Origin of the sequence: Moraxella lacunata (genome assembly GCF_002027545.1) — a bacterium.
GTDB lineage: Bacteria > Pseudomonadota > Gammaproteobacteria > Pseudomonadales > Moraxellaceae > Moraxella > Moraxella lacunata.
Genome location: NZ_MXAN01000005.1, coordinates 1 through 14065 on the forward strand (window position 1 = coordinate 1; position 14065 = coordinate 14065).

The window sequence follows — 14065 nt, forward strand, 5'->3', positions numbered from 1 at the left end:
GTTTGGAAAGAGGTCTAATATCTTTCATTTAAAAGCGTGTGATACACACCCCACAAAACGCCTAACTCTCCACCTTTTCCACACGCTCCACGCCTATCCCCACCACGCTCAAAAATCCTTTTGGTAATGCTCCGCCACGCCCTGCACGTTTGCCTTGATAGCTTGCCCAGTCGGCAGGTTTTAGGGTGAGCGTGCGTTTATTGGTGCGAATGATAAGATTGTCCGTATCGGCTAAGGCACACACCGCCACCAGCGTTTCGTTGTCTTTTAGGCTCATGAGTTTGTTGCCCTTGCCCTTTGCCAGTACGGGCAATTCATCACGGTTAAAGATGAGCAGATTTCCGCCACTACTTACCACCACAATGTGCGTGGCGTTATCCACAGGGGCAAATGGCAACAGGGTTGCATCCCCCAGATTGACCACCGCTTTACCTGCTTTTTGGGCGGTGTCTAGCCCTTTGGTGTCGGTGATAAAGCCGTAGCCTTGACTGCTGGCTAGAACAATGGGGCATTGTCCAAATAGGGCTTGCTCAATTTTTACGCCATTTGCCAAATTAAGCATACTGCTAATCGGCTCGCCCTGCCCACGAGCGGACGGCAGACTTGCCGTGTCTAGCCCATAGCTACGCCCCATGTTGTCAAGCACGATGAGTCGCTCGCCCGTCTTGCCAAGGGCGTGCGTGGCGTACTCATCGCCTGTGCGAAAGTTTAGGGCGACAGGGTCAATCTCATGCCCTTTTGCCATGCGAATCCAGCCTGCTTTTGAGATGATGACGGTTACGCTCTCACTCGGGGTCAGCTCGGACGCTTTGACAGCGACAGACTCTTCACGCTCCACGACAGGCGATTTGCGTTTGTCGCCATGCGTTTTCATGTCGGCGGTTAGCTCGTCTATCAGTAGATTTGTCAGGCTATCGGGGTTATTCATTTGTTCGGCAATGATGGCTCGCTCTTTTTGTAGTTCATCTCGCTCGGCATTAAGCTCAATCTCTTCTAATTTGGCTAATTGGCGAAGTTTGATGTCAAGAATGGCGTCCGCTTGGGTATCCGACAATCCATAACGGCTCATCAAGACCGCCTTGGGGTCGTCTTCGGTGCGAATGATGTGAATGACTTCATCAATGTGCAAATACGCAATGAGCAAACCTGCCAAGATGTGCAAGCGTTTGTCAATCTTATCAAGGCGGTTGGCAAGTCGTCTTAGCACCACCGCACGGCGTGATGAGAGCCATTCGGATAGGATTTGTTTTAAATTTTTGACCTCAGGTTTGCCATTTAGCCCAATCATATTCATATTGACCCGATAGGACGTTTCTAGGTCGGTCGTGGCAAACAGATGAGCCATGATTTTGTCAATCTCAACCTTGCCCCGCTTAAACTCAATGACAATACGGCAAGCGTTTTCGTGGTCGGATTCGTCTGTGATGTCATTGACCCACGGCAGTTTTTTGTCGGTCATGAGTTTGGCAATCTGTTCAATGATTTTTGAGCCTGAGACCTGATAGGGCAAAGCGTCTATGATGACGGTATTTTTGTCTTGCTTATCAATATGATAAGTCGCTCGCATTTTGTAATTGCCACGCCCTGTTTCGTACATTTTGACAAGCTCATCTTTTGGTGTGATAATCTCGGCAGATGTCGGCAAATCAGGGGCAAGTACCGTTTTGCATAGCTCGGCTGTGGTGATGGTAGGGTTTTTTAGGAGTTTGATACACGCCTTGACGGTCTCGGTGAGATTGTGGGGCGGAATGTCGGTCGCCATCCCCACGGCAATGCCCGTGGTGCCGTTTAGCAAGATGTTTGGCAAGCGGGCAGGGAGCGTGGCAGGCTCGCTCATCGTGCCGTCAAAGTTGGGGATAAAATCCACCGTACCTTCGCCAAGCTCGGACAACAGGGTGCTGGCGTAATTGCTCATCTTGGCTTCGGTATATCGCATGGCGGCAAAGGATTTGGGGTCGTCAGGACTGCCCCAGTTGCCTTGCCCCATGACAAGCGGATAGCGATAACTAAACGGCTGTGCCATAAGCACCATGGCTTCATAGCACGCTGTATCGCCGTGGGGGTGGTATTTGCCAAGCACGTCGCCCACGGTGCGGGCGGACTTTTTGGGCTTAGCGGTATGGCGAAGTCCTAACTCATTCATGGCGTAGATGATACGTCTTTGAACGGGCTTTAAGCCGTCAGCGATGTGCGGTAAGGCTCTGTCCATGATGACGTACATGGCGTAATTTAGGTAGGCAGATTCGGTAAATTCGGCAATGGAGCGGGTGTCAAAATTGGTTTTCATGGTGTGGTGTCAATAAAAAATTTGGGGTATTGTAGCAAACTTAATAAAAAATGGCTATTTGTCAGGGGGCTAAAAATACCGCTACCCAATATCCTAAATTTGTGCTAATCTATACTTAAATCCTTTATTTTATTAGCCATTAGGAGTTATCATGGACATCAACAAACACAAAGCCGATTTGCTCGCCCTAAAAGCAGAGTACGAATACCGCATTGATAAAATCACCAATCACCTAGAACACCCCCAAGATGAGCTAGGACAACATTGGGACGATCAAGCTGTCGCCGCCCAAGAAAACGACATGCGTAAAAATCTGCTCATCGAAGCCCAAGAAAACCTTGCCAAAGTCAATGTCGCTTTATCTTGCATTGAAAACGACTTGTATGGCGAATGCAGTGAGTGCGGTGAAGAGATAGAAGAAGGGCGACTGGATGCGGTGCCGTATGCCACAGAGTGTATCAAGCACGCCAAATAGACAGCCTGACAACCATAAAAAGCGGTTCACTCTGAACCGTTTTTTGTTTTGGCGTTTTTAAATCCTAACCCACACTTCGTCTTGCCTTGACCACGCTTGGCTGTTGTTCGATTTTGGCAAGCAGGCGAGATAAATGCTCAATGCCTGCCACTTCCACAAAGAATTTCATCTGAGCGTCCATGCCGTCATCAAAGACTGTCTCGGCACGTTGGATATTGACTTTCTCACGGTCGATGACATTAAACAAATCCCGCAGCAGTCCGCTTGTGGCGTGAGCGTCCACGACCACACAGACAGGCTGATACCGCCCAAACTCCGCTTGCCAGTCGGCACAGACGACCCGCTCTGGCTCTTTTTGGGCGAGCCGTGACAGCTCCACGCAGTCACTACTGTGGATACTGACCCCATTCATGAGCGTGATAAAGCCTGTGATGGGTTCGCCATGTACAGGGTTACAGCATTTGGCAAGGTGTATCTCGACATTGTCCAGCCCATGCACGTCAATCTTGTATTTGTTGGGGCGAGTTTGGGATTTGGATTCGATGTGCGTTTCGCTGACATTGGGCGTGCTTAGGTTCAAATCCTTGATGATTTTGCCTGAGATTTGGCTAACCCCAATCTCGCCCATGGTGATGGCAAGATACAGCTCATCTTCACCTTTGTAGTCCAGCTCTCGGCACAGCACACCAAAGTCCACGCCCGACACCGCCACGCTCAGTCGCTCTAACTCACGCAGTAGCAGGGCTTTGCCTGTTTCGATGTTTTTGTCACGGTCTTGTTTGTTAAACCATTGACGTAGTTTGGCTTTGGCACGAGCGGTATGGATGTATCCGAGCGATGAGACAAGCCAGTCACGATTCGGCTCACGGCTTGATTTGGTGATAATCTCCACTTGGTCGCCTGTTTTGGGCTGATGAGTCAGTGGCACATAACGCCCGTTTACCCTTGCCCCTTGGGCACGATTGCCAACTTCGGTATGCACATGGTAGGCAAAGTCAAGCACGGTCGCCCCCTTGGGCAGTTCGGTGATGTCCCCGTCTCGGCTAAACACGTAGATTTGTTGGACGTTATCAAGGTTGTCAAGCTCTATCTCGTCGCTCTCGCTTTTGTCTCCACCCAGAAGCTGTCTTAGTGAGCTGATTTTGGCGGTGAGATAGTCGTCCGTTTTATTGCCCTTTAAGCCCTCTTTATAATTGACGTGCGACGCTTTGCCAAGCTCCGCCTCAAAGTGCATGTCAAAGGTGCGAATCTGCACTTCCAGGGTGCGATTTTGGGCGATGACGACCGTGTGTAGCGACTTGTAGCCGTTAGGTTTGGGGTTGGTGATGTAGTCATCAAACTGCTCGGGGACGTGTCGCCACAGTCCATGCACCACGCCTAGGGTATGATAGCACTCGGCGTTGGTGTTTACCAGTACCCGTAAGGCTCTGATGTCATAGAGCTGGTCAAAGGATAGGTTTTTCTTTATCATCTTGCGATAGATGGAGTAGATGTGTTTGACACGCCCTGAGACTTCGCATTTGATACCGACCCGATTTAGCTCATCGGTGAGTGTTTGCTTGACTTCTTCGATGTAACGTTCACGCTCGCTACGTTTTTGGGCAAGCAGACTGGCGATACGTTTGTACTCATCAGGGGCAAGATAGCGAAAAGCCAGGTCTTCTAATTCCCATTTTAGCTAGGCGATGGATAAGCGGTGAGCCAATGGAGCATAGATGGTCATGACCTCACGAGCCACCCGTTTTTGGCGGTCAGCTGTGGCAAAGGACAGCTCACGCATGGCAAAGGTACGCTCGGCAAGTTTGATGAGCACCGCCCGCACGTCATTGGTGGTGCTAATGAGCATGCTGTATATGGTGGATAGCTGTTCACGGTTGTTATTTTCAAAATAATCTTCAAGCCGTTTGTTGCCCTCTATCGCCTCGGACAGTCGCCCCATAGCAAGCGTGTCTTCGATGAGATGGGCGATGTCCGCCCCGAACTCATGAGCGATGGTGTCCATGCCAATCAGTTCACGCCGTACCGAGCGATAGAGCATGGCGGCGACCAGTGCGTTTTCATCTTGGAACAGATATGCCAAAATGTCCGCCATGCCAATGCCCGTCACATACGCCCCCGAGCGAGAGTTATGGGGTTTGGATGATTGTACCTGTACAAATTGGCAGGCTTTTTTGAGCAGGGGTAACTCATCTTTGCCGATACGCTGGGCGACATTGGATAGCCATTGGGCGACATCAATGTCCGTCTCGCTAATCTTGGCAGGCGTGTCGGTGGCGTGGCTGTGGTCGTGGGTGGTGGTGAGTTTTTGACTGTGAAGCTGTGCCTGAAAATCGGGGTGTAATTGGTCTGCCACAAGGCTTGCTGCTAGGCTTGCACTGTCGCCTGAGTCTTTGCCTGTCAGCAGGGGCAAGCTGTCTCGAATCTGTACCACGTCATGTCCTTTAATCTAAAATTTCAATCACTATTTGATAAAATATATAGGCATTGTCATCAATCATGTCTTTGGGCGGATTTGTCGGGGTGGATTATAATTTACCCTATCAACGCATTTATTTGAGCGTTGTGTTTCACCCTATGCACCCAACCAACTTGATATCCACCATGGGTTTGTAGGGGTGTGCTGAGCATACCCTTTGATGGCATTACTACACAAGGCGTGCACAGCACGCCCCTACATCCAAACATTATTGTACTTGTAGTAATTTTAAAGTTTCTTGGGTGGATGTCCATGTTTTAAAAAACATCTTGCATTAAACAATGCCAATGATAAAACACTATTATTGCATTTTCGGGGCATTTTTAAAAGCCAAAAACCCCTAAAATTTACCAAAATTTCCTGCCTACTTTGCCAAAAACTGTGGTATAATGGTTCTCTTTGGTAAAATAATTTGCCAAAACATCGCTGAACCTGCTTATTTTCTATTCATATTATAATATATAATAAGCCACATCGTAGGCTAGGACGGTTTTGCCGTCAAATGTGTTTAAGAACGAGTTAAGTTCGTTTTATACTTCTGGGCGTTTGGATATTTCATCATTACGTTTAATGATAAATATATCAGAAAAATGCAAATTGCCATTGTTTATTTTTTAATATAATTAAAATGGCACGTCTAAAATGACTTCTGTGTACTTCTTATCATCATGATTGCTGATTTTGTCAAGATTGGTTTTGATTATAAAACCAATGGCAAACTGTTGGCAGTATGAATTGTCTTCGGTGTTTTTGTAAAACATGATTGGGTTTGGCAAGGGTTATCCTTTGCCATTTAGATGACTTTTTAAGATACTTCTTTCTCAATTTAACATGGTAACTTATTGATTGTCCCATAATTATTTTTTGGGTGTAGGGGCGAATTGCAATTCGCCTTTGATAAATCAATCACTTATACAAGTTGAGATTGGGGTTTAAGATTTTTTTAAATAGACATTTTAAAAACCTAACCACGTTCGCCAAGCCAGCGATTATTATCAACATCATGACATCAAGGTTATTTATGACAACCCAACACCAACAAGATTTTGCCCCACAAAATGAGCAAACAGGCGAACAACCCACCGAGCAAAAAGAGCAAAACAGCTTAACGTTTGAGCAGTTGCAACTTGCCAAACCCATTTTAAAAGCCCTAACCAAATCAGGTTATACCACGCCCACGCCCATTCAGGCAGGGGCAATCCCCCACGCCATAGACGGACGTGATTTGCTATTGTCTGCCCAAACAGGCTCGGGCAAAACGGCGGCGTTTGTCCTGCCGATTTTGCACCAATTAGCCCAGCCAAAACCTGCCGAAAAATCCAGCGAGTTTAGCCAAAAATCACACAACCGCCACCAAAAGACCGCCATTAAAGCCTTGATACTCACCCCCACCCGTGAGCTTGCCATGCAGGTGCAGGACAACGTGCGTAAATACAGCAGTGAAATGCGTGGGATTTTTAGTGTGCCATTGGTTGGCGGAGCTCCGTATGGCGGACAGATTCGTGCCTTGCGTAAGGGCGTGCAGATTGTCATCGCCACACCGGGTCGCTTGATTGACCACATGAATGACGGGCGTGTGGATTTGTCCGAGCTTGACACGCTGATACTAGACGAAGCTGACCGTATGCTGGACATGGGTTTTGCCGATGACATCAAGACTATCCTAGAAGCCGCCCCGAGCGAACGCCAAACCGTGATGTCGTCAGCGACATGGGACGGAGCGGTTGGCAAGATTGCCGAGAGCTTTACCGTGAATCCTGAGCGTGTCTCTATCAAAGTTGAGTCGGCTCATATCGATGAGAGCGTGTATTTTTGTGATGATTTTCACCACAAAAATAAGATTTTGATTGAACTTCTAAACAATCCTGAGATTAACCAAGCGGTGATTTTTACCGCCACCAAACGCAGTACCGAACAGCTTGCCGAATCGCTCACCGAAGCAGGGCTATCAGCTCGCTATCTGCACGGTGATTTGCCACAAGGCAAGCGTAACCGTATCATCAGCGATGTCAAGTCGGGCAAATGCAACTTTTTGATTGCCACTGATGTCGCCGCTCGTGGCATTGACATCTCTGCCATTAGCCATGTGGTGAACTATGATTTGCCACGCCAAGTCGAAGACTATGTACACCGCATTGGTCGCTGTGGGCGTGCAGGGCGGACAGGGGTCGCCATGAACCTATGTAGCATGGACGACAGACGTCAGCTTGGACACATCAACCGCTATCTAAACCGTGAAATGAAAGAAGAAGTGGTCGTAGGGTTAGAACCCAAACGTCCCGCCCCAAGTGCCAAAGATAAAGACGGCAGACGTGAAGGGCGTGGCAGACGTGGCGAGCGTTATGGTCGCTCGGGCGGTCGTGGCTTTGGGCGTGGCGAGAGAGCGGAGTTTAGTACTCGCTCGGGGCGGTCTTCATTTGGCGGTCATGACAGACAGATTTATGATAAGCAGGCTTATGACCGACAAGGCGACAGACCAGACGGCAGAGCAGGTCGTGATAAGTACAGCGATAACAATGGCTATGGTAGAAGTTATGACCGACAAGGCGACAGACCAAACCGTGAACGCCAATACCGCACAGAGCGATATGAGCGTGGCGAGAGCGGACGTGATGAGCGTGTTGCCAAGCCATACCAAGAGCGTTTTGGCGACAGAGACGACAGACGTACTCGCCAAGACAAGCCCAAATCTTTTGGCTATGCTCGTGAACATGGTCGTGAAAACAGCCGTGAAAATAGGCACGAAAGTTATGCCCGTGAAAACAGCCGTGAATTTGGACAACGTGATAATACCTACAAAGGCGAGCGTGCATGGCGTGATGACAAACGCAAGGACGGCAGAGAGACGGCAAAATTTGGCGGTAGAGACGGTATGAAAAAGCCCTACAAAAAACGAGCGGTCGAAGAAGTATTCTTTGCCAAACGTCAAGAGAAAAAAGCCAAACGCAAATTTGGCGAGCTGTGATATTTTTATTGCAAAAATGGACAAAACCCATGTTTCGGCATGGGTTTTGTTTGGGTTGGATTTAATTGAATTTTAAGTTAATCTTAAAAACGCACAGACGCATTCTCGCCCAAGCTATCGGCAACCTTACCGCCTGTAATGGCAGACGCTGTTAGTTTGAACATATTAACGACACTGTTACCGCTTAGCCAGTATTCTGCCCCATTGGGGACGACTTTGATGAGTTGTACATTGGCATCATCTTTGCCATTGGCAAAAAAGGCACTGTACATGGGCGACCATAGCTCATCGAGTTTGGCGGGGTCAGCGACTAGTTCGGCTTTACCATTGATAGACAGATAGTCCTTGTTGTTTTGGGCGGTGTAGGACAGATTGACCTGTGGGTTTGCCTTAATGTCGGCAACGGTTTGGGTGCTGGCATCAGCGATGAACCAAATCTCTTTTTTGGCCAAATCAAACTCGCTGGTTGTCATGGGGCAGGCGTGCAAATGTCCGTCTGCGGTAACGGTTGTCATCATGGTAAATTTGATGTCTTTGACCAACTCGCCAATGGTGTCAATGTGGGTTTGGGTGTCGCTCATGGGATTGTCCTTATTTATCAGTGGATTAACATTACTTTATCACTAGGGCGTGCCTTCCTTTGGTATTTGCAATAAAAAATGAGAAAAATCGCACGTTTTTCAAGGAAAAAACGCAGGTTGATAGTTATTCTATCAGACAAGTTTTTGACGATGAAAAACAAGATTTAGCCATTTTTCATGCAAAAATTGATTGAAATTGTCAAGTTTTCATCTTATTTTATAAAAATGTTATCAATGATAGGCACGCCCTAAATCGTGATGTCTTACTTTAACAAGTTCTGCCCCATTTACCAAGTAAATTTATGTACCGCTTTGTGTGCTTATGTAAGTTATGCCTTGGTTGTGTATAAGCAAATCATGCGTATGTGTGGACAAATCGCCATTTGCCCTATATGCACCCAAGAAACTTTAAAATTATCACAAACACAATGATGTTTGGATGTAGAGGCGTGCTGTGCACGCCTTGTGTAGCAATGTCATAAAAGGGCGTGTTCAACACGCCCCTACAAGCCTGTGGCAAATATCAAGTTCAAATCGCCATCTACCCCATATAACACACCAAAAAGCCCCAATCATCGGGGCTTGATTGGGGCGTATCCGCCTTTTGCAAATTTTAAAAAATTAACCGTGTTATTTCACATCAATTTGACGGCGAAACTTTTGCCCTGCCTTAAAGGTAACGACACGGCGAGCCTTGACAGGGATAACTTCCCCTGTTTTGGGGTTGCGACCGGGGCGAGATTTTTTGTCTTTTAATTCAAAGTTGCCAAAGCCTGAGAGCTTGACTTCTTTACCGTCCGCCAAACTTTGGCTAATCTCACTAAAAAAGGTATCCACCAATTTGCGAGCATCTTGGCGAGTCATACGCAGGCGAATGGTCAAATGGTCTACCATGTCTGCTTTGGTTAAGGTTGCCATGTGTTATCCTTTTAAAATTAAATTAAAATCGGCATTGCTAATCAATGACTGTTTGGATTGTAGGGCGAACCACATTCGCCCCGATAAGTCAGTACATCAGCTATCACGCAGTTGTGCTTGGTATTTGTCGGTCAATGCCACAATCACCCTATCCATAAGAGCCTTAATCTCATCATCAGAAAGGGTGCGAGTGGTATCTTGTAAGGTCATGGCAAACGCCAGTGATTTTTTGCCTTCGGGCAGTCTGTCGCCTTGATAGACATCAAACAAGGCAACATCTGTCAAATGCTCGCCTGCCACTTCACGCACGACATCTGCCACGTCTTGCCATGCCAGCTCCTTATCCACGAAAAACGCCAAATCACGGCGAACGCTTGGGAATTTGCTTGGCAAGGCGACATCAAGGGCGGTGCGGTGCAGATTGATGAGTTTGTCAAGTTCAAACTGAGCCACCCACACAGTCGGCAAATCTAAGGCGGTGCTGATACTGGGGTGCAACTGCCCAAAATAGCCAATCCGCTCACCGCCTACCGACACATACGCACTTTGTCCTGAATGTAAAAACGCCAAATCCGCCCGCTCATAATGGGGCGTGGCGTGGCGTGGCAACAGGCTCTCCACGTCCGCTTTTAGGTCAAAAAAGTCCACCGCACGCACGCCATGAATGCTGTCGGTTGCTCGTCCTGTGGCGATGATAGCAAGGCTTGGGATTTGTGCCAAACTTGCCACGTCTTTGCCGACAAATGACAAACCCGTCTCAAAGAGTCGCACGTCCGCTTGCTGGCGGTTTAGGTTATGACTCACAATAGGCAATAGGCTAGATAGTAGCGTACGTCTCATGACCGCAAGCTCTGATGAGATTGGGTTGGCAAGCGGTAAAATCTCGCCCAATTTGTCATCGTCGAGCAGTTGTTCTAATTTGTCATCACAAAAGCTAAAACTCACCGCTTCAAAATAGCCCTGTTTGGCAAGGGTTAATTTAAGCACATGAGTCAAATCTGCCGTATCGTCATAGCTCATGTCCACCGCAAACTGGGGTAGGCGTGGGGCGATGTTGTCATAGCCATACACACGGGCAATCTCTTCAATAATGTCTTCTGATATACTGATGTCAAAACGATGACTTGGGGGTTGGCAAATAAATGCCGTGCCGTCAAACGTGGTATGGATTTCTAGGCGGTTTAATAGGTCAGTGATGTCATCGGCAGACAACGCCACGCCAAGCAGTTTTTCTACCTTGTCAAATGGCACACGCACAGGCTCACGTTTTGGCAAATCTGCCACGCTCTCTGCCATGGTGATTTGTCCGACTTGACCGTTTGCAATGGTTGCTATCAAGGTCGTGGCACGGTCAAGGGCGATTTTTGGTAAGTCAAAATCCACCCCACGCTCAAATCTGGCACTGGCATCGGTGTGCAAACCAAAGCGTCTGGCACGCCCTGCGATGTTTAGCTGATTAAAATGAGCCGATTCTAACACGATGTTGGTTGTGCTGTCCGACACCGCCGAGCGAGACCCACCCATAATCCCTGCCAGTGCAAGCACGCCCACGTCATCAGCGATAACAAGCTCATCACCTGTTAGGGTAATGGTTTGCTCGTTTAACAGTTCCACCGTTTCGCCTTGATTGGCAAGGCGTACCGTAATCGCTCCCACGATTTTATCAGCGTCAAATGCGTGCAGGGGCTGACCGAGTTCTAATAGGATAAAGTTGGTTACGTCCACCAAAAAATTATGGGTACGCAGACCGCTTGCCATAAGATTGTCTTTGAGCCATTTGGGGGTTTTTACGGTGCGGTCAATGCTACCGATGTACTGGGCAAGATAGCGTGGACAAGCGGTCGCATCCGCCACCTTGACATTTACCGTCTTATCCAATGTGGGGGCGGTTTGACTTATCTGTGGGCGGTTTAGGGGCAGGCGGTTTGCCACGCTCATCTCACGAGCCAAGCCAAGCACGCTTAGGCAGTCGCCACGGTTGGGCGTGATTGCCACATCAAAAATCTGTCCGTCAAGCCCCAAATAATCTCGTACATTGACACCAATCGGGGCATCATCGTCCAACTCCAAAAGCCCGTCTATCTCATCAATGAGACCAAGCTCGGACGCACCACAAAGCATACCTTGACTCTCCACGCCACGCAGTTTGCCTTTTTTGATTTTAAAGGGCTTGTCATCCTGACTTGTGCTTGGGGGCGGTAACTCTGCCCCGACTGTGGCAACCGCTACTTTTAGTCCTGCTCGTACATTACTTGCCCCGCAGACGATTTGTAGGGGGGTGTCGGTGCCAACATTGACGGTCGTTACGCTTAATTTGTCGGCATCGGGATGTTTGTCGCAGGTGATGACCTGTCCCACAACCACGCCACCAAACATGGGGGCGATAGGCTCCATGCCGTCCAATTCTAAGCCAAGCATGGTAAGCTGTTCGCCCAATTCGGCAGATGAATTAGTGGGATTGACCCATTGTCTAAGCCAGTTTTCGCTGATTTTCATAAGTTTCTCAAATTATTTAAATAGTTTTAAATTAGGGTATTGGGGAATGATTGTGTCTTCTGTGATTAAGGTAAAATTTTCGCTCATGGCTTGGGCGATTATCAATCTGTCAAAAGGGTCTTTATGATATAAAGGCAAGTCTTGCACCAGTAAGCAATGCCTTGACAATACTGGTAATTCCAAATACTGATTTTCAATCAAATGCTGATAAAGCAATTTGACATCAACATCAAAACCTGCCTTACCCAACGCCTTTTTAATGGCAACTTCCCACAAATTGACTGTGCTAAAATACACTTTGACATTTTTATTTAAAAGCAAAGCCTTTAATCTTTCATCTAGCTTTTGAGGTTCTTGGGCAAGCCAAATGACGATATGAGTGTCTAATAAATACATCAGTCCACACCAAACAGTTTTGCCACTTCATCATCGCCCCAATGAATGTCATCAGGAACAGCCCCTTGTCCTTGCATAAAGCCAAAACGCTTTTCGCCTTTTTTGTTTAGGTCGTAAGTTTGCGACTCATCAAATGCCAAATCATCAGGCAATAGCGTTACAATCAGGCGAGCATTTTGTACCTGTGGGGGTGTGTCTAGCCATTTTAATTGACCGTGTTCAATGACGGCTTGATAACTTTGCAACATGATTGCACTCCTTGTTGATTAAGCAAACTGCCCCAAAAATCTTACGTCATTTTGGAAAAAGACTCGCAAATCATCAATGCCATAATACAGCATGGCAAAACGCTCAATGCCTAGCCCAAAAGCAAAACCTGTATATTCATCAGGGTCAATGCCACAGTTACGCAAAACTTGGGGGTGTACCATGCCACAGCCTAACACTTCTAGCCATTTGCCACTGTCAGACAAAATATCCACTTCGGCGGACGGCTCGGTAAAGGGGAAAAAGCTCGGACGAAAACGCACGGTCATTTCTTTACCAAAAAACGCATTCAAAAATTCATGAATCACGCCCTTTAACTCGGCAAAATTAGACGATTTAGAAATCATCAAGCCTTCCATTTGATGAAACATGGGCGAGTGCGTCTGGTCGCTATCACAGCGATACACACGCCCAGGGCAGATGATACGCAGGGGCGGTTCGCTCTTTTCCATGGTGCGAATCTGTACCCCGCTGGTGTGCGTGCGTAGCAAGTAGTGAGCGTCAAAATAAAAGGTGTCGTGCATGGCACGGGCAGGGTGGTGGTCGGGGATATTTAGGGCTTCAAAGTTATAATAATCGCTCTCTACTTCTGGACCTGTCGCCACGCTAAATCCTGCCTGTACAAAGAATTTTTTCATGCGTTCGGTGGCAAGCGTAATGGGGTGCAGACCACCTGTGGGCTTGTGGCGAGCAGGGAGCGTGATGTCTATTTGCTCGGCAAGCAGTTTGGCGTTTAGTGCCTGTGCCGACAGCACCGCCCCACGCTCATCAAAGGCGGTGGCAATGCGAGTGCGAAGCTCGTGCAGGTGCGCCCCATAGGTTTTTTTGCCGTCTGCGTCCAGTCCGCCCATTTGTTTGGATAGGGCGGTAATGGGGGATTTTTTGCCTTGCAATGCCCCTTTTAGTTCTTGTAATTGAGCGGTGTCGCAAGCTGTGCCAATCGCTTCGATGACCTGTTTGGCATAATCATCAAAATCATCACTGCTAATATCTGCTAGGGGTTTATCCAAATGCGATAGGGCAAGCACCACATCTAAGGGAGAATGAGTATCAGTCATGTTCGTTATCATCATGAATTTAAAAGAACTATTGTAAAAAATAATTATAAAAATGTAAACAAAAACCACGCCATTTTGGCAAAAACTGACAAATTATGGGTGAATATGTCCGATTTTTGGTTTTTTTACGTATTATTTTAAAAAAT

At 47.6% G+C, this 14065-nt stretch carries 10 protein-coding genes and 1 pseudogene; 2 read left to right on the forward strand and 9 right to left on the reverse strand.

Annotated features, from left to right (window positions below; all coding sequences use genetic code 11):
• Positions 1-61: 61 nt before the first annotated feature.
• Positions 62-2287 carry a DNA topoisomerase IV subunit A gene (gene parC / locus B5J94_RS01000; protein WP_062499908.1) on the reverse strand — a complete coding sequence of 742 codons (2226 nt, stop codon included), beginning with the start codon at positions 2285-2287 and terminating at the stop codon, positions 62-64.
• 151 nt (positions 2288-2438) lie between these two features.
• Here parC and B5J94_RS01005 point away from each other — a divergent pair, with 151 nt between their 5' ends.
• A complete protein-coding gene (locus B5J94_RS01005; protein ID WP_444542971.1) occupies positions 2439-2762 on the forward strand; it encodes a TraR/DksA family transcriptional regulator in 324 nt (107 codons plus the stop codon).
• A gap of 64 nt (positions 2763-2826) precedes the next feature.
• On the opposite strand, the pseudogene B5J94_RS01010 reads toward B5J94_RS01005, so the two are convergent.
• A pseudogene (locus B5J94_RS01010) lies at positions 2827-5193 on the reverse strand (RelA/SpoT family protein).
• A 668-nt stretch (positions 5194-5861) separates the two neighbouring features.
• Entirely contained in the window at positions 5862-6014 is a 153-nt protein-coding gene (locus B5J94_RS14000) for a hypothetical protein (protein ID WP_156065109.1), read from the reverse strand.
• A gap of 245 nt (positions 6015-6259) precedes the next feature.
• On the opposite strand from B5J94_RS14000, the gene B5J94_RS01015 reads away from it, so the two are divergent.
• Positions 6260-8203: a DEAD/DEAH box helicase gene (locus B5J94_RS01015; RefSeq protein WP_062499910.1), complete on the forward strand. Its 1944-nt coding sequence runs from the start codon at positions 6260-6262 to the stop codon at positions 8201-8203.
• 83 nt (positions 8204-8286) lie between these two features.
• Here the strand turns inward: B5J94_RS01015 and B5J94_RS01020 are convergent, their stop codons facing one another.
• From B5J94_RS01020 to pheS, 6 genes are all read right to left on the reverse strand, one after another.
• Positions 8287-8784, reverse strand: coding sequence for a pyridoxamine 5'-phosphate oxidase family protein (locus tag B5J94_RS01020; protein ID WP_062499906.1), 498 nt, complete (start codon positions 8782-8784; stop codon positions 8287-8289).
• A gap of 630 nt (positions 8785-9414) precedes the next feature.
• Positions 9415-9702, reverse strand: coding sequence for an integration host factor subunit alpha (locus tag B5J94_RS01025; protein ID WP_062500822.1), 288 nt, complete (start codon positions 9700-9702; stop codon positions 9415-9417).
• Between the two features lie 96 nt (positions 9703-9798).
• A complete protein-coding gene (pheT, locus tag B5J94_RS01030; protein ID WP_062500820.1) occupies positions 9799-12198 on the reverse strand; it encodes a phenylalanine--tRNA ligase subunit beta in 2400 nt (799 codons plus the stop codon).
• Positions 12199-12210: 12 nt separating this feature from the next.
• Positions 12211-12594, reverse strand: a complete 384-nt coding sequence (locus B5J94_RS01035) for a type II toxin-antitoxin system VapC family toxin (RefSeq protein WP_062500818.1) — start codon at positions 12592-12594, stop codon at positions 12211-12213.
• Positions 12594-12842, reverse strand: a complete 249-nt coding sequence (locus tag B5J94_RS01040; RefSeq protein WP_062500816.1) for a hypothetical protein — start codon at positions 12840-12842, stop codon at positions 12594-12596. Before B5J94_RS01040 ends, B5J94_RS01035 begins: the two co-directional genes overlap by 1 nt.
• An 18-nt stretch (positions 12843-12860) precedes the next feature.
• Positions 12861-13919: a phenylalanine--tRNA ligase subunit alpha gene (gene pheS, locus B5J94_RS01045; RefSeq protein ID WP_062500814.1), complete on the reverse strand. Its 1059-nt coding sequence runs from the start codon at positions 13917-13919 to the stop codon at positions 12861-12863.
• Positions 13920-14065 lie beyond the last annotated feature (146 nt).

Bases quoted from the DNA above. Each gene is read 5' to 3' on its own strand.
- B5J94_RS01035 (WP_062500818.1), bottom strand. From the start codon at position 12,594: ATGTATTTATTAGACACTCATATCGTCATTTGGCTTGCCCAAGAACCT.
- B5J94_RS01015 (WP_062499910.1), top strand. From the start codon at position 6,260: ATGACAACCCAACACCAACAAGATTTTGCCCCACAAAATGAGCAAACA.
- B5J94_RS01005 (WP_444542971.1), top strand. From the start codon at position 2,439: ATGGACATCAACAAACACAAAGCCGATTTGCTCGCCCTAAAAGCAGAG.
- parC (WP_062499908.1), bottom strand. From the start codon at position 2,287: ATGAAAACCAATTTTGACACCCGCTCCATTGCCGAATTTACCGAATCT.
- B5J94_RS01020 (WP_062499906.1), bottom strand. From the start codon at position 8,784: ATGAGCGACACCCAAACCCACATTGACACCATTGGCGAGTTGGTCAAA.
- B5J94_RS01025 (WP_062500822.1), bottom strand. From the start codon at position 9,702: ATGGCAACCTTAACCAAAGCAGACATGGTAGACCATTTGACCATTCGC.
- pheT (WP_062500820.1), bottom strand. From the start codon at position 12,198: ATGAAAATCAGCGAAAACTGGCTTAGACAATGGGTCAATCCCACTAAT.
- pheS (WP_062500814.1), bottom strand. From the start codon at position 13,919: ATGACTGATACTCATTCTCCCTTAGATGTGGTGCTTGCCCTATCGCAT.
- B5J94_RS01040 (WP_062500816.1), bottom strand. From the start codon at position 12,842: ATGTTGCAAAGTTATCAAGCCGTCATTGAACACGGTCAATTAAAATGG.